Origin of the sequence: Thiothrix unzii (genome assembly GCF_017901175.1) — a bacterium.
Classification (GTDB): domain Bacteria; phylum Pseudomonadota; class Gammaproteobacteria; order Thiotrichales; family Thiotrichaceae; genus Thiothrix; species Thiothrix unzii.
Window position 1 is genome coordinate 1,713,917 of the sequence record NZ_CP072793.1, and the last position, 20,845, is coordinate 1,734,761.

A 20,845-nucleotide genomic window follows, 5' to 3' on the forward strand; every position below is an offset into this window, starting at 1 on the left:
CCGTTTTTCAGCTCAACCTACGGTGTTTTACAGCCAAACACTCAACTCTCGGTCGGTTGCTCAGCCTCAAATGGTGTTGGCTCTTCCGTTACGCCAGTCGTTTCAGGGGCAGCATCACTTTTCACAAAGATCACCGAAGGCTCACCGCTACGATTGTAAAAGTGCAATCCATCCTCTTTCTGTTCAACACTGCCAGCGCGTTGCAAGGTACGAATGAAATTACCTTCCCAATCACCGACATTGACAGTGGGACCGCCATCTTCAGTACGTATTACCGTACAGCCGTTGCTGCCGCGTTGAACCCTTTCCATCATAAAACCGGAATGACCAACACGTTTGAAGTACGCGATATACTCATTGCAACCAGCGGAACCCATTAAAGTAATATCTCCCACCGTCATCGTAATGGCGACTTCAGGAGGAACAGCGTTACCGTAAATTGTAGTCAAACGCCAGCTAGTCCCCAGTAACGAAGGGCCACCGCTGTTCAACGGACACATACCCGCAGGCAATGCCGCCGGTTCCGCAACCACGCGCGAAGCCAGCAAAACCAAAGGCAACAATAATAATTGGCGACGGGTCTGCATGAATGACCCGGACACTACAGGTTTAATACTCATTGAGATCCCTCTCTCGACGAAGATGTGGATAAATCAAGCTTAGGGGCTAAAGCCAACATCGAACGCCTGATCCCTCATCAAACGCTGTGTTGTTTTAGCAACACTGTAGAGTATAGGCCACGTCAGGAATTTTGCAGGAATGAATATTTTTTAGCCTTAATCGTTGTTTTTTCACCACAAAAACTTACACATTGGGCAAATAAAACCCTAACGCATCACCCAATCGCTGCCAATCAAAAAACGGCCCCGGATCGGTTTTGCGACCCGGTGCAATGTGTTCATGCCCGGTAATGTGTTGCAAACTCAACGTCGGATACGCCGCTACCAACACAGGCAACAAAGCTTCAAGCTGCTGGTATTGAATGTCAGTAAACGCGGTAAAATCCGTACCCTCAAGCTCAATCCCAATGGAAAAATCATTGCAGCGTTCCCTGCCCTGATAACACGACACCCCCGCATGAAACGCCCGCCGATGGAACGGCACGTATTGCACAATCTCGCCCTCACGGGTAATCAACAAATGACTCGCCACCCGCAAATGACAGATTTCCGCAAAAAACGGATGCGCACTGGGGTCAAGCTGATTGGTGAAAAGCTGATCAATCCAGCCTCCCCCGAATTCATAAGGCGGCAAACTGATATTGTGCAATACGATTAAATCCGCCACACAATCTTGTGGACGTTCATCATGATTCGGCGAAGGGCATTGACGCGCAATATCCAATAACCCGGTTTGCGGATCAATGTTCATGGCTCCTCCTGTGCTGGCAAACTTAAAGCCGTTTGAATCGCCCGATGCAAGTGCGCGGGCAATGGCTCGCTGTGCAATTCGCAGTGATAATGCCCCGCCACGTATAAAAACAACGCTGGCAAATGAAACACTTCCAACGCATTCACCAACGCGCTGTTATGCACTGCATCCACCTCAAACACCGACAATGTAGCGGGGTAACTGTGCAGGTATTTCCCCAAAGCCAGCTTGAGACTGCGACATGCGCCACAGTTCGGCGCGGTAAAAAACACCAACGCAGTGCCCGGCGTTGCCGTCAGCACGTGATGGAAATTGAGATCGGTAAGGCTTGCGAGTTTCGTCATGGCGAGGATTATACATCCACTTATTAGTCCCCTTGCACGAAACTTGCTATAGTTTGGGGACATTGGAATGAAGGACACACACCATGCTCGACAGCCTGCACATCAAAAATTTCCGCTGCTTTGAAGACCTCACCATCCCCTCGCTGGGGCGGGTAAATCTGATCGTGGGGAAGAATAATAGCGGGAAGAGTACGTTGCTGGAGGCTGTGTACACGTATGCAAAAAAAGGCAATATACAAACACTGTTAGATATTCTCTCAGATAGAGATGAAACTGCTTATTTTTCAAACAACTCCGAAAGAAGAGACACATTTCAAGATCTTCAAAATATTTTCACTGGTCGCAAATTTTCACAAATTGATGAGGAAAATAAAAATGTCATATATATAGGTAATAAAGATCAATCACTAAAAGTCGAAGTTGCTTATCTTCGCTACATCGAAGAAACTAAACATAACACTAAAGGATTACTCAACTTCTCACCCGCAGAGAAAAAATTCATTAACCACAGCGAAGAAATATTGATTCACTCCCCAATATTTGAAGCTTTAGCTATTTTTCCAGATGAATTAGAGGATATACTATTATATGAAGCAACTAATTTTGAATCGCAAGCATCGCTAAAAAGAAACTCAAAAGAATATTCATGCAGTTTTGTTGCAACACAACTTTTCCAAGTAAATGACTTAGCTGAACTTTGGGATGATATACTGTTAAACTCCATGGATATAGAAGCTAGAAATTTCTTATCTATAATTGATAGTCGCTTCAGTAATTTGTTTTTTATTAAAAAACCAGGCTTTGGTCATCAAAGAATCGCAGTGGTCAAATACTCAAATGAAAAAAAAGCTATCCCACTCAAGAGCTTTGGGGAAGGCATGAGCCGTCTCCTACAAATATTTCTGCACTCTTTCAAAGCTCGTGGTGGATACTTGATGATCGACGAGTTCGAGAATGGCTTGCACTACTCAATTCAGGAAGAAGTTTGGGAGAAGTTGTTCAAATTGGCGAAAGAGCTTGATATTCAGGTGTTTGTAACGACTCACAGCCAAGATACGATTAAGGCATTCAGCAAAATTGCTCTTCAGTCTGAAGAGGAAGGACGTTTAATCTCGTTGGGACGTAACGAGCGCGAGATTGATAAAGGTAAAATCACTGCCATAACGTACAACGAAGATGACATAAAACTGATTGCTGAGACAGGGATGGAAGTACGCTGATGCAAGCAAAAAACATCCTGTTAGTCGAAGGGGCTAGCGATCAGAAGTTTTTCAAGCAATTACTGGCAGGTCTTTCTAGTCAGGTTGACATCGAACCTAAAATACCCCGTGATGTTGATGCCCGAATTTTCAGGAATGGACTCCAACCGCTATACCTACAACTCAAGCTGCAAGTTGACTTACTGATTCGCGGACAAATTTCAAGATTAGGTGTCATTGTTGATGCCGATCACTCGACTCAAGAACTGAATGGATTTAACAATCGCCGAAATCAGCTTACGTCAATTTTACATGGCAAGGGATTTACTATCACCGACACACCCAACCAAGAAAATAATGGCGAGATATTCTCACATCCCTCAGGTGCAGAAATTGGTATTTGGATCATGCCGAATCACTTTTCTGATGGGATGATAGAAGACTTATTCATCAGTGTCACCAAAAAAAATCAGAGCGACTTACTAAATCACGCCAAAACTACAATTGGCAATCTTGGTAAACTCAAAGCATTTGCTGACCACCACGATTCAAAAGCTCACTTATCCACATGGCTCGCATGGCAAAAAGAACCCGGCATATCCCCCTCATATGCTTATCACCAAGGATTATTTGAGAAGGATCACCCCAATTTCATTGCCCTTATTACTTGGCTAAACAAAGTATTTAATTCAGCCTCATGAACGGACTAAACCCCCAACAACAAGCCGCTGTCACCCACCTAGGCTCCCCCCTCCTCGTGCTTGCTGGTGCAGGCAGCGGTAAAACTCGCGTAATTACCCAAAAAATCGCGTGGATGATCCGCAAAGGTGTGCATTCTGCCAATCAAATCGCGGCAATTACCTTTACCAATAAGGCTGCCCGCGAAATGCGCGAACGCGCCATCCAGCTTTTAACCAAAGAAGAAGCGAAAGGTTTAACCGTTTCTACTTTTCACACGCTGGGTTTAAATATTATTAAGCGCGAAGCCAAGCGTTTGGGTTATAAACCGAATTTCAGTATTTTGGACGCACAAGACAGTGCCGCGATTCTCAAAGAGTTGGCGCATAAAGAAGATGTGGAAGAAGCTGATAACCTACGCTGGATTATTTCACGTTGGAAAAACGATTTTATTTCGGTAGCACAATCCGCATTAATCGCCAGCACCACCGATGAAAAACTAGCAGCTATGCTTTATGAAAAATACCAGCAGCAAATCAAAGCGTATAACGCAGTGGATTTCGATGATTTAATTGTATTGCCGGTACAGTTATTTGAGCAACATCCTGATGCCTTGCAATATTGGCAGCAGAAATTGCGTTATTTGCTGGTCGATGAATACCAAGACACTAACGCTTGCCAATACCGGTTAATTCGTTTATTGGCGGGGGTTCGCGGCGCACTGACTGCCGTGGGTGATGATGACCAGTCGATTTATGCATGGCGCGGCGCACGCCCGGAAAACATTGCGCAATTGCAAACCGATTACCCAATGTTAAAAGTGGTAAAGCTCGAACAAAACTACCGCTCCACCAGCCGTATTTTGCAAAGTGCCAATAAACTCATTGGTAATAACCCGCATTTGTTTGAGAAAAACTTGTGGAGTACCCTCGGTGAAGGTGATCCCATTCGCGTCATGCCGTGCCGCACGCCAGAACACGAAGCTGAAAAAGTCGTGGGTGAAATTCTCAAGGCACGCTTTCGGGATCGTGCCGATTTTAAAGATTTTGCGATTCTTTACCGGGGTAATCATCAAAGCCGTTTGTTTGAAAAACTCCTGCGCGAAAATAATATTCCTTACAAAATCAGCGGCGGAACCTCATTTTTCGAGCGTAGTGAAGTGAAAGATATTCTCGCCTACCTGCGCTTGATTGCGAATCCCACCGATGACGCAGCATTTTTACGGATTATTAATACCCCCAAACGCGAAATTGGCACATCCACCCTCGAAAAACTCGGCGAATACGCTCACGAGCGCAATTCCAGTTTATTGACCGCTGCACAAGAACTCGGTTTTGCCCAGCGTATTTCTGCGAAAGCGCAACAGCGGGTGGAAACCTTTTGCTTTTGGTTGCAAGAAATGATGCGTGCCGCCGAGGGTGCTGATCCCAGCGCAATGGTGCGCCAAGTGATCAACGACACCGCTTATGAAGACTGGCTAAAAAACACTTGCAACACCCCTAAACAAGCCGAATCTCGGATGAAAAATGTCTGGGAAATTGTCGAATGGGTACGCAAACTGCACAACGACGGCGCGGGCAAAGAAACCTTAAGCGATATTATTGCGCACATGAGTTTAGTCGATATGCTGGAGCGCAATAGTGAGGAAAAAGAACAAGATGCGGTGGTGTTAATGACCTTGCACGCTGCCAAAGGTCTGGAGTTTCCCAGTGTGTTTTTAATCGGCATGGAGGAAGAATTGCTTCCCCACACCAACAGTCTTGACGAACACGGCATTCAAGAAGAACGCCGCCTCGCCTATGTCGGCATTACCCGCGCCCAGAAAAATCTCACCATTAGTTACGCGAAAGTGCGCTCACGTTACGGCGAAACCTCCAGCATTGAACCCAGCCGCTTCCTTGATGAACTCCCCCCCGAACATCTGGAGTGGGAGAACAAAAAGGTGGTTTCCGACGAAGAACGCCACGAAACCGCCCGTGCCTACATTGCGAATTTGCAGGCATTACTCGACGATTAAATCCCGTATTGCTCGCGGTATGCCTGCACCTTTGCCAGCAATGCCGCGTCATGCAAGCTTGTGCCAACGTGATTAATCACCTCGTTCAAGCCCACGATGCTAATGACCCGAATGCCGTAGCGTGCCTCCACTTCCTGCACCGCCGATTGCGCACCCGTACCGCGCTCTTGGCGGTCAAGCGAAATCGTTACACCCGCCAAAGTCGCGCCAGCGGCTGCCACAATAATATCCGCTGATTCCCGAATCGCCGTGCCTGCGGTCATTACATCGTCAATGACCAACACCCGACCCTGCAATGGCGCACCCACAATCGTGCCACCTTCGCCGTGCGCTTTCGCCTCTTTACGGTTAAACGCATACGGGTAATCTTTGCCGTGTTGCTCGTACAAAGCCATCGCCGTTGCCGCCACTAACGGAATGCCCTTGTAAGCGGGGCCAAACAACATATCGAATTCCACCCCAGCGTCAACAATCGCTTGCGCATAAAACTTACCCAAGCGCGACAACGCCGAGCCAGTTTGAAACAAACCCGCGTTAAAAAAGTACGGGCTGACGCGCCCCGATTTGAGGGTAAATTCACCAAAACGCAACACACCCTGCCCAATCGCAAAGTTTAGAAATTCCTCTTGATACGCTTTCATTATCTCACCTTATGCTTGTAAATCTGCCAATGCCTGCCCCAACTGCACCGGTGCATCGGCACTTACGCCTTGCGCCCATGCGACATGCGGGTTTTCCAGCAATAAAATAACGGTGGAACCCATATTAAAACGCCCCATTTCATCGCCTTTTGCCAGTTGCACATCAGCGAACACCTGACGTTTTACTGCCCAGCCTTGTGGCGGCGTTACCAAACCGTCCCACACCGTTTCAATCGCTGCCACATTAATAGCACCGACTAACACCATTGCCATTTTGCCAAACGCGGTATCAAACATCGCCACCACGCGCTCATTACGCGCAAACAAACGCGGCACTGTGCGCACCGTATGTCCGGCAACGCTGAATAATCGCCCTGGCACGTACACTTGCTCAGTCAATGTACCCGCCAGCGGCATATGAATACGGTGATAATCACGCGGTGATAAATAAATCGTGGCAAATTGCCCACCCGCAAACGCTGCCGCACGCGCTTCATCGCCACCCAACAATTCCAGCACGGTATAGTCGTGACCTTTTGCCTGAAAAATACGCCCTTGCTCAATCTTACCTAATTGGCTCACCCGCCCATCCACCGGACTCGCCAACGCGGTTTCAGCCATTGCCCAAGGCCGTAATTCCGGTTTAAGCGGGCGCGTGAAAAACTGATTAAACGTGGTGTAACTCGCGGGGTCGGGATTCACCGCTTCTTCCAAATTAACCTTAAACACTTTGCTAAATAAACGAATCGCATCCGGCACAAGACGCGGACATTGCACCCGCGTTAAACGGAAAACCAAACGGGAAATAAAATGGTGTGGCAATACATACAAAGGCCACGCTTTTAAGATGTCGATGATGTTCATGGGTGTTGCTGTTTTGGTTGCAAATGCGGGATGATACGGCACTTTTAGCCAGTTGTGTAACTTATGGATTTCAATCACACCGAACTGCGTACCATCAAAGACTATATCCGCTGGGGTGCGAGTCATTTTGCGGCTGCCAACCTGAGTTTTTCGCACGGCATGGCTTCTGCGATTGATGAAGCGGCTTATTTGGTGCTGCATACGCTGCATTTGCCGGTAGATACTCCCGATTTGTACTTTGACAGCCGTTTAACCACCGCAGAACGCGCTGCACTGGCTGAAATCATCCAACAACGCATTGAAACCCGTAAACCCGCAGCGTATTTGACCCGCGAAGGCTGGTTTTTGGGTTTACCGTTTTACGTGGATGAGCGTGTATTAGTGCCACGCTCACCGATTGCGGAAACCATTGAAAAGCAATTCGCACCGTGGATTGAGCCATTTGAAGTCAATCGAGTACTGGACTTATGCACGGGTAGCGGCTGTATTGGTATTGCCTGCGCGTATGCGTTTCCGCACGCACAAATTGACCTGAGCGATATTTCCAGCGACGCACTGGCGGTGGCGGCAATCAATATCGAACGCCATCATTTGCAGGGGCAAGCGCAAGCGATTCAATCCGATTTATTTGAAAATCTGCACGGGCAATACGACATTATTGTGAGCAACCCGCCGTATGTGGATGCGGATGATATGGCGGCATTAACCCCTGAGTTTTTGCACGAACCGACTGAATTAGCACTGGCTTCCGGGCATGACGGCTTGGAACACGCGCACCGCATTTTACGCGATGCCGCTGAACATTTGAGCGATCACGGGATTTTAATCGTGGAAGTCGGCAATAGCCAATACGCCCTGCAAGCGGCTTACCCGGATGTGGAATTCCACTGGTTAACGTTTGAACGCGGCGGTGACGGGGTATTTTTACTGACTGCCGCACAAGTCCGTGAACTGGCGGCAACGCTGTAACTACAGCAAAAGCTGCTGATAATCCTGCGAATAATTAGCGGCTTCGGCAATCACGTATTCCTTGAATGCCTGCGCTGCGGGTGAAAGCCACTTACCTTCACGGGTAATAATGTGCCAATAACGCTGGATGGGGAAACCCTCCACATCCAGCAATACCAAGGATTTGGTTTCCAACTCCAGCTTGATACTGTGCAACGACACAATCCCCAACCCCAGCCCCGCAATTACCGAATACTTGATCGACTCGTTGCTGCCCATTTCCAGCGTACTAGTAAAGGTATGCCCGTGTTCCGCAAAAAACCGCTCAATTGCCGCCCGCGTCCCTGACCCCGGTTCACGCACCACAAACTTTTCGCCAATAATTGCGGACACCGGAATATCCTTCTGCCCTGCCAGCGGATGATTCGCAGGCGCAATCAATACCAGCGGATTGCACATCAAGCGTTGCGAATGCAAATCCAGATTCGACGGCGGCTCACCCATCACCACCAAATCCGCCTCATAATTCTGCAACTGTTCCACCAAAGTCTTGCGGTTGGTGATATTCAGCGAAACCGTAATCCCCTCATTCTGCTGCGAAAATCCCGCCAACATCCGCGTAATAAAGTAAATCGAGGTATTCGCCGCCGACACATTGATAACGCCCTGATGCACATCCTTCAATTCTTCCAGCGTTTCCACCATGCCCTGATATTTTGCTGCAATCTCACAGGTGTAGGTGTGCATTGCCCGCCCTGCCGCCGTCAGCACAATGCGTTTGCCTTGGCGTTCAAATAGCGACAAACCCACGTTTTCTTCCAATTGCTTGACCTGCATGGATATTGCAGGCTGCGTCATGTGCAACAATTCGGCGGCGCGAGTAAAGTTTTCCGTTTGGGCAACGGTCTGGAAGATCTGGATCTGGCGGAATGAGATGTGCATGTTGACTAATCCACTCGGAAATTCAGGGTTTCTTGTCATCATCATAACATAATCAAACCTGATGTTTAAGTAAGAACAAATGACTTTCCCTTATCTTAAGCATTGCTTATACTTGCGCTCATTGAAAGTTATTGAAACCTTTTTATTCAATCGAGGAGATAGTCATGGACCAATCTGGACGTTACGCGGATCTTAGTCTGAAAGAAGAAGACCTGATCGCAGGTGGTGGGCACATTCTGGTTGCCTACAAAATGAAGCCAAAAGCTGGCTATGGCTATCTGGAAGCGGCTGCGCATTTGGCAGCAGAATCTTCCACCGGTACTAACGTTGAAGTTTGCACCACCGATGATTTCACCAAGGGCGTTGACGCGCTGGTGTACCACATCGACGAAGCAACCGAAGACATGCGTATCGCTTACCCGATTGACCTGTTCGACCGCAACATCACGGATGGCCGTATGATGCTGGTGTCGTTCCTGACACTGGTTATCGGTAACAACCAAGGCATGGGCGACATTGAACACGCACAGATGATCGACTTCTTCATGCCGCCACGCGCTATCCAGTTGTTCGATGGTCCTGCGAAAGACATTTCTGACATGTGGCGTATTCTGGGTCGTGATGTTAACAACGGTGGTTACATCGCTGGTACTATCATCAAGCCTAAACTGGGTCTGCGCCCTGAGCCATTCGCTCACGCGGCTTACCAATTCTGGCTCGGCGGCGACTTCATCAAGAACGATGAACCGCAAGGCAACCAAGTTTTCTGCCCAGCGAAAAAAGTTTACCCACTCGTATACGACGCAATGAAGCGTGCGCAAGACGAAACCGGTCAAGCGAAACTGTTCTCTGCGAACATCACCGCTGACGACCATTACGAAATGTGCGCTCGTGCTGACTTCATCCTCGAAGCGTTTGGCCCGGATGCGGACAAAGTAGCATTCTTGGTTGACGGTTACGTTGGCGGCCCTGGCATGATCACTACCGCTCGTCGCCAGTACCCTAACCAGTACCTGCACTACCACCGCGCGGGTCACGGTGCGATCACTTCCCCATCTTCCAAGCGTGGTTACACTGCGTTTGTATTGGCGAAAATGTCACGTCTGCAAGGTGCTTCCGGTATCCACGTCGGCACAATGGGCTTCGGCAAAATGGAAGGCGGTTCCGATGACAAAATCATCGCGTACATGATTGAACGTGACGAGTGCCAAGGGCCTGTCTACTATCAAAAATGGCACGGTATGAAGCCAACTACCCCAATCATCTCTGGCGGTATGAACGCACTGCGTCTGCCTGGCTTCTTCGAGAACTTGGGTCACGGTAACGTCATCAACACTTCCGGTGGCGGTTCTTACGGTCACATTGACAGCCCAGCGGCTGGCGCGATTTCCCTGCGTCAATCTTATGAGTGCTGGAAATCCGGTGCTGACCCGATCGAATTTGCGAAAGAGCACAAAGAATTTGCTCGCGCATTCGAGTCATTCCCTGGCGATGCTGACAAGCTGTTCCCAGGCTGGCGCGAAAAGCTGGGCGTACACAAGTAAGCCGCAAGCGACCACAGTAAAGGTGGGTGGTGCATTCGCACTGCCCACTTCTCCCAATCTCTCTGTCAGGAATCCCACCCATGACCGACGCTACCCAATACACCATCCAACACGAACCCTTCTACCAAGCCACCGGACGCGAAGTCGAACTGTACCAAGCTGCGTACCGTTCCCGCCTGCCGGTGATGGTGAAAGGCCCGACGGGTTGCGGTAAATCGCGTTTCGTCGAACACATGGCATGGAAACTCGGCAAGCCACTGATCACAGTCGCTTGTAACGAAGACATGACCGCCTCCGATCTGGTCGGACGCTATTTACTCGAAGCCAATGGCACACGCTGGCTGGATGGCCCATTGACCACTGCCGCCCGCATTGGCGCAATTTGCTACCTCGATGAAATCGTTGAGGCACGCCAGGATACTACCGTCGTCATTCACCCGCTGACGGATCACCGCCGCACTTTGCCCTTAGATAAAAAAGGCGAACTGGTGAACGCGCACCCCGATTTTCAGTTGGTGATTTCCTACAATCCGGGCTATCAGAGCCTGATGAAAGATTTAAAACAGTCCACCAAGCAACGTTTTGTGGCATTCGATTTTGACTACCCTGCCGCTAACGTGGAATCCACCATTTTGCAGCAAGAAGCCAACGTGGACGCAGCAATGGCAGACAAGCTGGTGAAAATTGCCCACACCGCCCGTAACCTGAAAGGACATGGGCTGGATGAAGGCATTTCCACCCGTTTGCTGGTGTACGCCGCCAACCTGATGCGTGACGGGATTGCAGCAGGTGACGCTTGCCGCATGGCACTGGTTAGCCCGATTACCGATGATGCGGATATTCGCAGCACGCTGAACCACGCGATTGACGCGATTTTTGGGTGAATCACATGAGCGAGAAGAAACCCCTCCCAGCCTCCCCTTATCAGGGGAGGAGCGAAGAGGCAGCAGCTTCCGGCTTTCCCCCTGATAAGGGGGAATTGAAGGGGGTTTCTTTCTACCGCACCCAACTAAGCTGCAATTTCAAGCAGCTTGATGAAGCCTTCGCCGCCTGTATGCAGGACGCGCTCGCGCTATTGAGCGAGCAAGGCATCAAGGATTACCTCGACGGTGCGTCGTTGGTGTGCAAAATCGGGCGCGGTTTCGACCCCGTGCTGACCTATCTGGAAGAAATGCCGGTCATCGCCCACAAGCTCGGTGAAGGGATGTTGACCCGCGTCAGCCAAGCGGTGTGGAAAATCTCGCGTACCCCCAACGGGCGCATTATTCCCATTTTTTTGCAGACCTTGCCGGACGTATGCCGCCGCCTCGAAAGCGAGGAATTGGTTGGGCATTACATCACCCTGTTGTTCGAGATGATGGAGCGTACCACGGGGTCGATTCACGGTTTCCACACCACCATTCCCAGCCCCGGTTTGCCGAAACTGCTGGAGCAAATGCCTTATTTAATGAGCCAGCTAGCCTTGGGTGGCTTGAAGAACTGGATCGAATACGGCATCCGCAACTACGGCAAACACCCGCATCGGCAGGAAGAATATTTCAGCCTGCAATCCGCCGATGCCAAGGCGATGTTGCAGCACGAACGCCACGGCACGCTGTTTACGCATAACGAGCGCAAGCTGAATTTGTACCTGCAAGCCTGCTGGGAAAGTCACGAATACCTCGTGCCGTATTCAGTGGACTTCCGCGATATGCGCGAGCAGCAGCCGTATTTTGACGAGTTCGGGATGCGTATTCCTGACGTGTTCGACGATGCGCATGGTGTGACGGGGATTGACCGTTACCGCGCGGTGTTGGCGCATATGGCGGCGCACCAACGCTGGACGCACAAAGTAGTGGCGGATAATTTCAGCCCACAACAGCGCATAGCGATTGAACGCCTCGAAGACAGTCGGGTGGAATATCTGGCGATGCAGGAATACCCCGGTTTGCGGCGGATATTCACGGCGTTGCACCCTGCCCCCGTGGAAGATGAGTGCGATTCCAAGACCGAATCGTGTTTCCGGCATCGGCTGGCGATGTTGTCTTGGGCGATTTTGAATCCGGCGCATGGCTATCAGAACGTGAAGATCAATGAGTTTGCGGGCAAATTCCACGCAAAAATGCTGCAAGGCAACGCAACCACGGCGGATATGGTGTCTGTGGCGATTTCGTTTGTGGCACAGACGCGCTTGCAAACTGACCAGTTGCCGAGCGTGTATTTCAACAATACCGCCATTCCTTACCGCGATGATAACCGCCATTTGTGGCAGTACATCGAGGAAAGCGACGACGAAGAATTCTTCGACGAACACAAGCAAACCGCGCAACAGAACGAGCAATCGGGCTTGCCGCCGCGCCATTATCCTGAGTGGGATTACAGCACCCAGACGTATCGCCCGGATTGGACGAGCGTGTATGAAAGTTTGCATCCGGCGGGTAATCCGGCGGTGATTGATGCGCTGTTGCAAAAACACGCGGCGTTGGCAAAGCGGTTGAAGCAGATTGTGGATTTGTTGAAGCCGCAAAATTACACGCGGGTACGCTATCAAGAAGAAGGCAGTGAGCTTGACCTTGATGTGGCGATCCGTTCCCTGATTGATTTCAAGGGCGGGGCGAACCCTGATCCCCGCATCAATATGAGCCACAAGCATGACGGGCGCAATATTGCGGTCATGCTGTTGCTGGATTTGTCGGCTTCAATCAGCGAAGTGCCGGAAGGTGCGACCAGCAGCATTCTGGAACTGAGTCAGGAAGCGGTGTCGTTGTTGGCGTATGCGATTGAGGCGTTGGGTGACCCGTTTGCGATTGCGGGGTTTGCGTCCAATACGCGCCACGAGGTGCGTTACCAGCACATCAAGGGTTTCAAGGAACATTGGAACGACGAGGTGAAGGGGCGGCTGGCGGCAATGCAGGCGGGCTATTCGACGCGGATGGGCGCGGCGGTGCGTCATGCGGCACATTATCTGGAGCATCAACAGGCGGATAAAAAACTGCTGCTGATTTTAACCGATGGCGAACCGTCGGATATTGACGTGGATGACCCGCAATTATTGACGCAAGATACGCGGCAAGCGGTGAAGGAATTGGATCAGAAAGGCATTTACAGCTATTGCATTAGCCTTGATCCGCGAGCGGATGAATACGTGCGGGATATTTTCGGCAAGCGCGTTACGGTGGTGGATAATGTTCAACGGTTGCCGGAAAGGATGACGCAGGTGTTTGTTACGTTGACGGGGTAGATACATATTTTATAAAAATATCTTGAGTTAGCCATTGATCGCATTATAATCACACCCTATAATTTTATAGGGAATTTTTTTGATGAGCGATACCGAACAGAAAACCAATGATATTGGTAAAAGTAACTTTTCTGATACGGTACTCGATATTTTCTTTTTGCTTGGAATTTTGGCTGTTGCTTTTCTATGGATTTCAATAGTTGCTTATATTATTTATCATAAAGACATAAGCTTTCTCAAAGAGTTCGAGATTGCAAAACTGGGACAAACTGGCGACTTTTTTAATATTTCCACATCTTTGGCAAGTTTTGTAACAGTCTTGATTGTTTATAGGGGTTTTCTTTTACAGAAAAAAGAATTGACTGAGACTTTAAAACAACTAAAATATCAAAAAGATTCAATGGAGAAAGAAGAACAAGTCAATAGAACAATGAAATTTATTGACGAATGGGAAGAGTTTAAAGCAAAGAAAATAGATAAAATACGTTATGATGATGTTGATCGTTTCTTGAAAAAAATAAAACTCATTATTAGCCATAAAGGTTATGAAAAGAAAATAGATTGCAAATTAATTATCTCTATTATCACACATGATCTAAATATTGATTTTTTTGAAGACAGAATTTCTTCTCAGCAGGATTCAATAGATGCATATGAAGATAACCTAAAGAGACTTAAGAAAAATAGAACGACAAATATCAATAAAATTAAAACATCAGAAGATATTTTAATGTCAATAAATATTGATTATCCAGAAGATAAGAAAACCAGCAAAGATAGGATTCAATTCTTATTAGATAATTTGCAAAAAATAATAGATGACCACCAACATATTCGCTCCAGCATGGATCAAGATAGAGCAATTCGTGAGGAAGCTGAGAAAATCCATGAAAACTATGTAACATATTGTCTAAATTTACAAGAAGAAAAAAATAAATTAATCGCAATAAATAATGAAGAAATTAAATACAAAAAACTAAAAGAAGAAGCTCAGTCCAAATTGAAGCAGGAAAGTGATCTACTAAAATTCATAAAAGACTGTGAGTCCAGCGAATAAACCGTCACTCTGCTTTGTCAATGTTCATTTAGCTTTTTTGAAAAAAAGTATGGCTCATTGGGATTATTGCTTGTGCGTTAAACTACCACTGCCATTTCCGGCTCTTCCAAAAACGCCAGCACGATGTCTTTTTCCTCGAGTCTGTCAAATAAACTGTGTAACACGTTTTTCATAGGGCGGAGAGCGGAACCCGCTCTTCACCGAACATAAGTAAAAAAGTCTGCAAAGCGGGTTTCCAGTGGTGAATGACCGACCACTTTTGCGAGGCTTCGCGTACCGCCAAATACAGGCTTTTGAGGGCTGAACTGTCATTGGGAAAGATGCGCCGGTTGCGGGTAAACTTGCGCAAACTCATGTTCAGGGATTCAATCGCATTGGTGGTGTAAATCACTTTGCGGATCTCCGGCTGGAACTGGAAAAACGGGATGACATTCGCCCAGTTACCGCGCCATAGACGCACGACTGCTTTGTATTTGTTACCCCATTCGGTGTCGAGGGCTTCCAGTTCGTGTTCGGCTTCTTCAGCAGTGCTGGACTGGTAAATGCGCTTGAGGGCAGCGACCACACCTTTGGTATCCTTGGCGGTGACGTAGCGCAAGCTGGCGCGAACCATGTGTACCATGCACAACTGGGTCAGCGTTTTGGGGAAGACCGCGTTGACGGCTTCAGGCAAGCCGTTTAAGCCATCCATGCACGCCACGTAGATGTCTTGTACGCCCCGGTGGCGTAGTTCCGTCAAGACCGATAACCAGAACTTGGCACCTTCATTTTCTGCCAACCAGATGCCCAACACGTCCTTTTCACCGCGTAAGTTGACCGCCAATACCACATGGGCTGATTTATTGATGACCTGCTTATCTTGTTGAACTTTAACGACAATCCCATCGAGCCAGACAATCGGGTAGATATTATCCAGTGCTCGCGTCTGCCACGCTTTAGCTTCGCCCTGAACGGCTTCGGTTACTTCCGCGATCAGCGTATGCGAGATGTCCACCCCGTACAGGCGTTTGATCGTGTCTTCGATGTCGCGGGTGGTCATGCCTTTGGCGTACAGCGTCAGGATGTGTTCTTCCATCCCTGCTAACCGTATTTGGCGTTTTTGTATCAACTTCGGCTCAAAGCTGCCATCACGGTCACGCGGTGTCTCTACCTGCAACTCACCAAATTCGCCTTTGATGGTCTTGTTGCCTTTGCCGTTACGGGTATTGCTGCGCCGTTGCCCGGCTTCGCTACGCTCACCCTTGTCGTAGTTTAGGTGCACATCCAATTCGGCTTCCAAGCTGCGGTTGATCATCCGCTGCAAGAGCTGGCTGTAAAGGTTTTTGACATCAGCAGGCGTTTTGCAATCGCTGAGTAAGTCATCCATGAGTTTCGGGTCGAGGCGTTCCATGTTACTGCTCCTTCTTGGGATTCACGTTATATAGCAGTTACACAGTTCAGTTTACAGTCTCTTTTCCTCCACCCCTTGGCGGATCAAGTCATCGGTGATGCCGTGTTCGATGCCGTCGTATTCGACCACTACTTTGCCATCCTGAAGGGTGATGTAGATCAGGTTGCCACGTACTCGTCTGCCTCTGTCCCAGCCCGCTTGCATGAGTGCGTAACGGTCGTGAGTTTCATCAAACACAGTATCCAGCCGAATGTTGCCGTGAGAAGGGCGAAATCTGGCGTAAGTTTCAATGATGTGCTTTACCGCTGCTCGGTGGTTTTCCGTATCCATTTGAGTCCGACCCTTAGCTGACTTTTTTCAGTAGCAAACGAGGGGCGCGGTTAACAACCTTGCGGCTGGATTGCTGCTCACGGATTTTCAATGCCGCACAAATGGCTTTCAGGTCATTGTTATACTTGGCGGTATGGGCTTGCCGATGTTTGCGGACTTCTTCAACGATTGGATCATCCATCATGATTTAAGCTCCAAGTGACTGAGGGAGATGATAGCAAAAAACAAGATTTCTCAAGGATTTTCATCTAGCATCAGCGATGAGACAAGGAGAATCTGTATATGGAACAACAAACTGTAACCTATCCGTTGCCTTCGCCCACGACTCAGGAGGATACGCTCAAATTCTTCAACGAACGGCAACAAAGAGCGGATAGGGATGCGTTCAAGCGTATTCTGACGCACCAAGGTGGGCAAGAACCGTGTGAGGGAGATGAGTTGGTGATTGGTTAATGAGTGGGGCATTAGACGAGTTATCGCATATTGCAAAAAACTAGCCCAACCAACTTCAAATTGCTATGTTGCGCCCATGAAATCAGGAGCAACCGTCATGCAACCATCACCCATCACCGAAAAGCCACAACCACCCGCCCCCAACGAATGCTGTGAAAGCGGCTGTGACCCCTGCGTGTGGGATATTTACCGCGCAGCATTGCAGCAATGGGAGCAAGCGCAGCAAGACGCAAACACCGACACAACCAAGCCAGCGGCGTAAATTTAAACCCTATCCCGATAAGGCTGAACGCGCCATTTCCAGCCGTTGTTATATGATCGAGACAAGCAATCACTACAATAGGAGTACGTCATGATCCAATCCACTACCCCGACTATCGAAGGCAAACGCATCACCCGTTACCACGGTGTCGTCACGGGCGAAGCCATTTTGGGTGCGAACATCTTCAAAGATTTTTTTGCCGGAATTCGCGACATTATCGGCGGACGTTCCGCAGCCTATGAGAAGGAATTGCGCAAAGCCCGTGAAATCGCCTTTGCCGAAATGGAAGCACAGGCGCAAAGTCTGGGTGCAAACGCGGTCGTCGGCATCGACATTGACTACGAAAACATCACGATGGGTAACAGCGGTGGCATGTTAATGGTCACGGTTAGCGGCACGGCTGTAAACGTTGAAGGATAAGACACTGATGCATTATTTACCTGCTGTCGAAATTGAACCGACCTCCCCCGCTACTGCTGCGGTCATCTGGCTGCACGGTTTGGGCGCGGATGGGCACGATTTTGTGCCGATTATTCCCGAATTGGGTTTGCCGCCCGACCACGGGATTCGGTTTGTTTTTCCGCACGCGCCGGATATGCCCGTAACCGTCAACGGCGGTTATGTAATGCCCGCATGGTATGACATTTTGGAAATCGACCTCGACCGCAAAGTGGATGTGGCGCAATTGCAAGCATCCGCACGCGAGGTGGGCAAGCTGATTGAGCGCGAAATCGCACGCGGCATTCCCAGCGAACGCATTGTGATTGCGGGCTTTTCGCAAGGCGGCGCGGTGGCGTATCAGGCCGCATTGAGTTACCCCAAACCGCTGGCGGGCTTGCTGGCACTGTCGACGTATTTTGCCACGACCGATACGGTTGCGCTGAATGCGGCGAATGCGCAATTACCGATCCACATTTTCCACGGCAAGCAGGACACGATTGTGCCGGATTTACTGGCACTCAAGGCGTATCTCTGGCTGCGTGAGCGCGGGTATGCGCCACAGTATTCGGAATATCCGCTGGGGCATAATGTGTTTGCGGAAGAGATTGCGGAAGTGGGTCGGTGTTTGCGGGCGTGGTTGCAACCAATGGATTACAAACAGTAGCTAACCTTATTGTTTTCATTGATATTGATGAGCTGCGGGTCAAAACCTTTGTCTTTGGATTGGTAACTGCTTTTGCTTTTCGCCCATCACCAGCAACAGGATCGCTTATTTCTTGCAACTTGCGGGTATGGTTGCGGAGGAATGCGGGTGGGTCAATTAATTCTGATAAGCAGCTATCGGGTGAAAACTTGTTATCTCAACAGTCTGTAAATCTTCAAGTACTGAGTCATTCGATACCTGAAAGCCAATACCGAAATCCGTTTGTAGACGGCACAAAAACTCATTGAAATTCAGATCGGCAAGTGCGGCAGCAGCGGCAAAGCTGACTTTGTGCGCGAAATACAAACCAGCGGCAAGGAAGAAAGCGGCTGCATTCTCACCCAACGGTTCGAGTATTTTCTCAAATTCCGGTTTTAGTTGCACCTGCATGTGACAAACCTATCTTCTGCGTAACAACAGACGCAGCAAATCCCGCTGTTCTTTCAATAAGGTACGCTGCTCATCCATCAGTAACGACATTTCTCTATTCGTGTTTTCAAGCAACAAAACCATCTCATTGGCGCGTTGCAATAACATCAGTTCCTTAGCACGTTCGGCACGTTGCCGACGGTTATTCACCAACTGCGGTCTGTTTAGGCGTAAACGCTCAACCGTCAATCGACCCGTAGCAGTAAGGGGATACAACAAGCCATCCTCTGCTTCAATGAAATGTAATGTTGCCTGATCAACACGGGGATTCCACAAAGCAGGTAGATCATCGACAGGCCAATAATCTGACTTGTAGCTGTTACATTTGGGGCAGCTATAGATCAAATTATCAAGGTCGTCGCTGCCACCTTTTGCCTGTGGCTGATAGTGGTCAATCGTCAACTCGCTGGCGGCACTCTCTTCCGTAACGCCACAAAACTCACAGGCACAGCCTGCCCGTTGGCGTACTTGCTGGCGAATATCTGCCGTTATGGTCATACGGCTTTTTGTAGCGGAATAGAAGCGATCAGTTGGCGGCGCAAGCCTTCGATTTCCTGACGCAATGCCTTGTTTTCGAGCATTACCTCTTGAATACGGCGGGTCATGCTCATCAGTTGCGTCAACGTCGTATCAATCTGCGCCTGAAGTCTGGCAACACCCGTTACTTCTGGAACGGCGGCATACATCGCCGCCTCCTCTGCATCCTGTTCGTCGTACCAAGTTTGCAACTGTACCTGCTCCTCAGCGGATAGGGTCATACCGCGAGTGGCTTTGTCGTGTAGTACCTTTCCCAAATCATTAGAAATCATGCTTAATTCCTCTTTATCATAGGGTCATCACAAGCTATAGCTTAGCTACTTATCTTTCCCTTTGCCAAACACTTGCTTCAATCGACGCATCAGGGTAGGTAAATCCACCTGAACAAAGCCCCAATCTGCTTTTCTGACCGCAACAATGTCACCAATCACGTTTTCTTTTTCATCATCGTTATTTTGAGAAGCGACAACCAACTGCGCCATCGACTTGACCAATATTTCCCCACTCAACAGCTGGTTACTGATCATGCTTTGTTGTTGACCAATTAAGAGTTCCTTTTGCTGAATCGTCGCTGCTGCCAATGCCAATTGACTCTTCAAATGATAAATATTTGAAACCAACTGCTGAACGCTTATATCTGGTTGAACATCAAAAGGCGTGATCGAGGTATTTCTTGGCAAATTCAAATATATTTCAAGTGCATCTCTTATCTGAGATAAAGCTTGTTTCTGATCATCAGGAGTAACTGAAAACAACACCTTGCCAGAATTACCATCCTGAATACTTGTAGAGGCATTTATTCCTAAGTCTCTCAAAAACTGACCAAAGTAAATCAAATATTGCTTACATGCAAAGCTAACTGACTCAGGGAACTCAAAAAATTCAATTACCGATTTATTTTCATCAACAAACAGAAGCCTCAATTTCTTCTTAAGTAGCGAATGAACTTCTTGCATTAACTTCAAATCTGAAGACATAACATCTTTTAACTTAAGTTCATTGACATCATGTCTAAAGAACAAATATGGCCATAGCTTGCTTCTATCACTACTAAAGACGTCATCTTCATTAGCAGGGTAATCTTCCCAAAAAACAAGTCCATTAAATCTTTTATCAACCTGCTTCTTGAATTCAGTCAGATGATAGGAAGTTGACCACTTTTCTACCCACCAGTCATTTTCCAAATTAAAGGTAAAACCAACGCAAAGCCCAAATTCAATGATTTTAACCTTAACAACTCCATTTATTATATTATCACTTACAAGATCAACAATATCCCCGACACCTAAATCAAAAAGAAAAAATTCACTGCTTAATTCATCAAAATGAAAATCAAACAAATCAAATATTTTATTTTCATCTCCTTCTACGTAAAGAGTTTTTTCATCCCCTGACACTGAAATATCAAAACTAAGTCCATCTGATCGGACATCAATTCCTTGGTTACTTTTTAGTATTTCTAAAGGCATCTACAA

General features: G+C 48.3%; 25 protein-coding genes. 12 read left to right on the forward strand and 13 right to left on the reverse strand.

The window, feature by feature from the left end; all coding sequences use genetic code 11:
- Positions 1-41 precede the first annotated feature (41 nt).
- The 3 genes from J9260_RS08645 to J9260_RS08655 form a co-directional block, all read right to left on the reverse strand.
- The gene (locus J9260_RS08645) at positions 42-620 is read right to left on the reverse strand and encodes an META domain-containing protein (RefSeq protein WP_210220599.1); all 579 of its coding nucleotides are present in this window, start codon (positions 618-620) and stop codon (positions 42-44) included.
- A gap of 184 nt (positions 621-804) precedes the next feature.
- On the reverse strand, positions 805-1,371 hold the full coding sequence (ampD, locus tag J9260_RS08650; protein WP_210220600.1) for a 1,6-anhydro-N-acetylmuramyl-L-alanine amidase AmpD: 567 nt from the start codon (positions 1,369-1,371) through the stop codon (positions 805-807).
- A complete protein-coding gene (locus J9260_RS08655) occupies positions 1,368-1,715 on the reverse strand; it encodes a thioredoxin family protein (RefSeq protein ID WP_246499725.1) in 348 nt (115 codons plus the stop codon). Before J9260_RS08655 ends, ampD begins: the two co-directional genes overlap by 4 nt.
- A gap of 83 nt (positions 1,716-1,798) precedes the next feature.
- On the opposite strand from J9260_RS08655, the gene J9260_RS08660 reads away from it, so the two are divergent.
- The 3 genes from J9260_RS08660 to rep are packed head-to-tail and all read left to right on the forward strand — an operon-like array spanning position 1,799 to position 5,609.
- Entirely contained in the window at positions 1,799-2,935 is a 1,137-nt protein-coding gene (locus J9260_RS08660) for an AAA family ATPase (protein WP_210220601.1), read from the forward strand.
- On the forward strand, positions 2,935-3,615 hold the full coding sequence (locus tag J9260_RS08665; protein WP_210220602.1) for a DUF3226 domain-containing protein: 681 nt from the start codon (positions 2,935-2,937) through the stop codon (positions 3,613-3,615). The genes J9260_RS08660 and J9260_RS08665 overlap by 1 nt, the downstream gene beginning before the upstream one ends.
- A complete protein-coding gene (rep, locus tag J9260_RS08670; RefSeq protein ID WP_210220603.1) occupies positions 3,612-5,609 on the forward strand; it encodes a DNA helicase Rep in 1,998 nt (665 codons plus the stop codon). Before J9260_RS08665 ends, rep begins: the two co-directional genes overlap by 4 nt.
- Here the strand turns inward: rep and pyrE are convergent.
- Positions 5,606-6,250 (reverse strand): orotate phosphoribosyltransferase, encoded by a 645-nt coding sequence (gene pyrE, locus J9260_RS08675; RefSeq protein ID WP_210220604.1) that lies wholly within the window; start codon positions 6,248-6,250, stop codon positions 5,606-5,608. The two genes, rep and pyrE, sit on opposite strands and share 4 nt — an antisense overlap.
- Positions 6,251-6,259: 9 nt before the next feature.
- Positions 6,260-7,114, reverse strand: coding sequence for an archaetidylserine decarboxylase (asd, locus tag J9260_RS08680; protein WP_210220605.1), 855 nt, complete (start codon positions 7,112-7,114; stop codon positions 6,260-6,262).
- A 63-nt stretch (positions 7,115-7,177) separates the two neighbouring features.
- On the opposite strand from asd, the gene prmB reads away from it, so the two are divergent.
- Positions 7,178-8,083, forward strand: a complete 906-nt coding sequence (prmB, locus tag J9260_RS08685) for a 50S ribosomal protein L3 N(5)-glutamine methyltransferase (RefSeq protein WP_210220606.1) — start codon at positions 7,178-7,180, stop codon at positions 8,081-8,083.
- Here prmB and J9260_RS08690 read toward each other — a convergent pair whose 3' ends face one another.
- A complete protein-coding gene (locus J9260_RS08690; RefSeq protein WP_210220607.1) occupies positions 8,084-9,004 on the reverse strand; it encodes a LysR family transcriptional regulator in 921 nt (306 codons plus the stop codon).
- Positions 9,005-9,168: 164 nt separating this feature from the next.
- Between J9260_RS08690 and J9260_RS08695 the strand changes: the two genes are divergently transcribed.
- From J9260_RS08695 to J9260_RS08710, 4 genes are all read left to right on the forward strand, one after another.
- On the forward strand, positions 9,169-10,548 hold the full coding sequence (locus tag J9260_RS08695) for a ribulose-bisphosphate carboxylase (RefSeq protein WP_210220608.1): 1,380 nt from the start codon (positions 9,169-9,171) through the stop codon (positions 10,546-10,548).
- Between the two features lie 80 nt (positions 10,549-10,628).
- On the forward strand, positions 10,629-11,432 hold the full coding sequence (locus tag J9260_RS08700) for a CbbQ/NirQ/NorQ/GpvN family protein (protein ID WP_210220609.1): 804 nt from the start codon (positions 10,629-10,631) through the stop codon (positions 11,430-11,432).
- A gap of 5 nt (positions 11,433-11,437) precedes the next feature.
- Positions 11,438-13,768, forward strand: coding sequence for a nitric oxide reductase activation protein NorD (locus J9260_RS08705; RefSeq protein ID WP_210220610.1), 2,331 nt, complete (start codon positions 11,438-11,440; stop codon positions 13,766-13,768).
- Between the two features lie 82 nt (positions 13,769-13,850).
- Entirely contained in the window at positions 13,851-14,825 is a 975-nt protein-coding gene (locus J9260_RS08710; protein WP_210220611.1) for a hypothetical protein, read from the forward strand.
- Positions 14,826-14,994: 169 nt separating this feature from the next.
- Here J9260_RS08710 and J9260_RS08715 read toward each other — a convergent pair whose 3' ends face one another.
- The 3 genes from J9260_RS08715 to J9260_RS08725 are packed head-to-tail and all read right to left on the reverse strand — an operon-like array spanning position 14,995 to position 16,729.
- A complete protein-coding gene (locus J9260_RS08715; protein WP_210217517.1) occupies positions 14,995-16,215 on the reverse strand; it encodes an IS256 family transposase in 1,221 nt (406 codons plus the stop codon).
- Positions 16,216-16,266: 51 nt separating this feature from the next.
- The gene (locus J9260_RS08720) at positions 16,267-16,545 is read right to left on the reverse strand and encodes an element excision factor XisI family protein (protein WP_210220612.1); all 279 of its coding nucleotides are present in this window, start codon (positions 16,543-16,545) and stop codon (positions 16,267-16,269) included.
- Positions 16,546-16,558: 13 nt separating this feature from the next.
- Positions 16,559-16,729, reverse strand: a complete 171-nt coding sequence (locus tag J9260_RS08725; protein WP_210220613.1) for a hypothetical protein — start codon at positions 16,727-16,729, stop codon at positions 16,559-16,561.
- Positions 16,730-16,827: 98 nt separating this feature from the next.
- On the opposite strand from J9260_RS08725, the gene J9260_RS08730 reads away from it, so the two are divergent.
- The 4 genes from J9260_RS08730 to J9260_RS08745 all read left to right on the forward strand — a co-directional run bounded on the left by J9260_RS08730 (position 16,828) and on the right by J9260_RS08745 (position 18,365).
- Positions 16,828-16,998, forward strand: coding sequence for a hypothetical protein (locus J9260_RS08730; protein WP_210220614.1), 171 nt, complete (start codon positions 16,828-16,830; stop codon positions 16,996-16,998).
- 97 nt (positions 16,999-17,095) lie between these two features.
- Positions 17,096-17,260, forward strand: a complete 165-nt coding sequence (locus J9260_RS08735; RefSeq protein ID WP_210220615.1) for an oxidoreductase-like domain-containing protein — start codon at positions 17,096-17,098, stop codon at positions 17,258-17,260.
- A 90-nt stretch (positions 17,261-17,350) separates the two neighbouring features.
- Positions 17,351-17,680, forward strand: a complete 330-nt coding sequence (locus tag J9260_RS08740; RefSeq protein ID WP_210220616.1) for a heavy metal-binding domain-containing protein — start codon at positions 17,351-17,353, stop codon at positions 17,678-17,680.
- 7 nt (positions 17,681-17,687) lie between these two features.
- Positions 17,688-18,365, forward strand: coding sequence for an alpha/beta hydrolase (locus J9260_RS08745; protein ID WP_210220617.1), 678 nt, complete (start codon positions 17,688-17,690; stop codon positions 18,363-18,365).
- A gap of 156 nt (positions 18,366-18,521) precedes the next feature.
- Here J9260_RS08745 and J9260_RS08750 read toward each other — a convergent pair whose 3' ends face one another.
- The 4 genes from J9260_RS08750 to J9260_RS08765 are packed head-to-tail and all read right to left on the reverse strand — an operon-like array spanning position 18,522 to position 20,839.
- Entirely contained in the window at positions 18,522-18,794 is a 273-nt protein-coding gene (locus J9260_RS08750; RefSeq protein WP_210220618.1) for a hypothetical protein, read from the reverse strand.
- A 9-nt stretch (positions 18,795-18,803) separates the two neighbouring features.
- The gene (locus J9260_RS08755) at positions 18,804-19,331 is read right to left on the reverse strand and encodes an HNH endonuclease (protein WP_210220619.1); all 528 of its coding nucleotides are present in this window, start codon (positions 19,329-19,331) and stop codon (positions 18,804-18,806) included.
- On the reverse strand, positions 19,328-19,642 hold the full coding sequence (locus J9260_RS08760) for a hypothetical protein (RefSeq protein ID WP_210220620.1): 315 nt from the start codon (positions 19,640-19,642) through the stop codon (positions 19,328-19,330). The genes J9260_RS08755 and J9260_RS08760 overlap by 4 nt, the downstream gene beginning before the upstream one ends.
- Positions 19,643-19,687: 45 nt before the next feature.
- On the reverse strand, positions 19,688-20,839 hold the full coding sequence (locus tag J9260_RS08765) for a hypothetical protein (RefSeq protein ID WP_210220621.1): 1,152 nt from the start codon (positions 20,837-20,839) through the stop codon (positions 19,688-19,690).
- Between the last annotated feature and the right edge of the window lie 6 nt (positions 20,840-20,845).

Coding starts and splice junctions, on each gene's coding strand:
- J9260_RS08765 (WP_210220621.1), bottom strand. CDS start 20,839: ATGCCTTTAGAAATACTAAAAAGTAACCAAGGAATTGATGTCCGATCA.
- J9260_RS08645 (WP_210220599.1), bottom strand. CDS start 620: ATGAGTATTAAACCTGTAGTGTCCGGGTCATTCATGCAGACCCGTCGC.
- J9260_RS08700 (WP_210220609.1), top strand. CDS start 10,629: ATGACCGACGCTACCCAATACACCATCCAACACGAACCCTTCTACCAA.
- J9260_RS08750 (WP_210220618.1), bottom strand. CDS start 18,794: ATGCAGGTGCAACTAAAACCGGAATTTGAGAAAATACTCGAACCGTTG.
- J9260_RS08720 (WP_210220612.1), bottom strand. CDS start 16,545: ATGGATACGGAAAACCACCGAGCAGCGGTAAAGCACATCATTGAAACT.
- J9260_RS08705 (WP_210220610.1), top strand. CDS start 11,438: ATGAGCGAGAAGAAACCCCTCCCAGCCTCCCCTTATCAGGGGAGGAGC.
- J9260_RS08715 (WP_210217517.1), bottom strand. CDS start 16,215: ATGGAACGCCTCGACCCGAAACTCATGGATGACTTACTCAGCGATTGC.
- J9260_RS08695 (WP_210220608.1), top strand. CDS start 9,169: ATGGACCAATCTGGACGTTACGCGGATCTTAGTCTGAAAGAAGAAGAC.
- J9260_RS08745 (WP_210220617.1), top strand. CDS start 17,688: ATGCATTATTTACCTGCTGTCGAAATTGAACCGACCTCCCCCGCTACT.
- pyrE (WP_210220604.1), bottom strand. CDS start 6,250: ATGAAAGCGTATCAAGAGGAATTTCTAAACTTTGCGATTGGGCAGGGT.
- J9260_RS08730 (WP_210220614.1), top strand. CDS start 16,828: ATGGAACAACAAACTGTAACCTATCCGTTGCCTTCGCCCACGACTCAG.
- J9260_RS08710 (WP_210220611.1), top strand. CDS start 13,851: ATGAGCGATACCGAACAGAAAACCAATGATATTGGTAAAAGTAACTTT.
- J9260_RS08690 (WP_210220607.1), bottom strand. CDS start 9,004: ATGCACATCTCATTCCGCCAGATCCAGATCTTCCAGACCGTTGCCCAA.
- J9260_RS08655 (WP_246499725.1), bottom strand. CDS start 1,715: ATGACGAAACTCGCAAGCCTTACCGATCTCAATTTCCATCACGTGCTG.
- ampD (WP_210220600.1), bottom strand. CDS start 1,371: ATGAACATTGATCCGCAAACCGGGTTATTGGATATTGCGCGTCAATGC.
- J9260_RS08660 (WP_210220601.1), top strand. CDS start 1,799: ATGCTCGACAGCCTGCACATCAAAAATTTCCGCTGCTTTGAAGACCTC.
- rep (WP_210220603.1), top strand. CDS start 3,612: ATGAACGGACTAAACCCCCAACAACAAGCCGCTGTCACCCACCTAGGC.
- asd (WP_210220605.1), bottom strand. CDS start 7,114: ATGAACATCATCGACATCTTAAAAGCGTGGCCTTTGTATGTATTGCCA.
- J9260_RS08735 (WP_210220615.1), top strand. CDS start 17,096: ATGCAACCATCACCCATCACCGAAAAGCCACAACCACCCGCCCCCAAC.
- J9260_RS08755 (WP_210220619.1), bottom strand. CDS start 19,331: ATGACCATAACGGCAGATATTCGCCAGCAAGTACGCCAACGGGCAGGC.
- prmB (WP_210220606.1), top strand. CDS start 7,178: ATGGATTTCAATCACACCGAACTGCGTACCATCAAAGACTATATCCGC.
- J9260_RS08760 (WP_210220620.1), bottom strand. CDS start 19,642: ATGATTTCTAATGATTTGGGAAAGGTACTACACGACAAAGCCACTCGC.
- J9260_RS08725 (WP_210220613.1), bottom strand. CDS start 16,729: ATGATGGATGATCCAATCGTTGAAGAAGTCCGCAAACATCGGCAAGCC.
- J9260_RS08740 (WP_210220616.1), top strand. CDS start 17,351: ATGATCCAATCCACTACCCCGACTATCGAAGGCAAACGCATCACCCGT.
- J9260_RS08665 (WP_210220602.1), top strand. CDS start 2,935: ATGCAAGCAAAAAACATCCTGTTAGTCGAAGGGGCTAGCGATCAGAAG.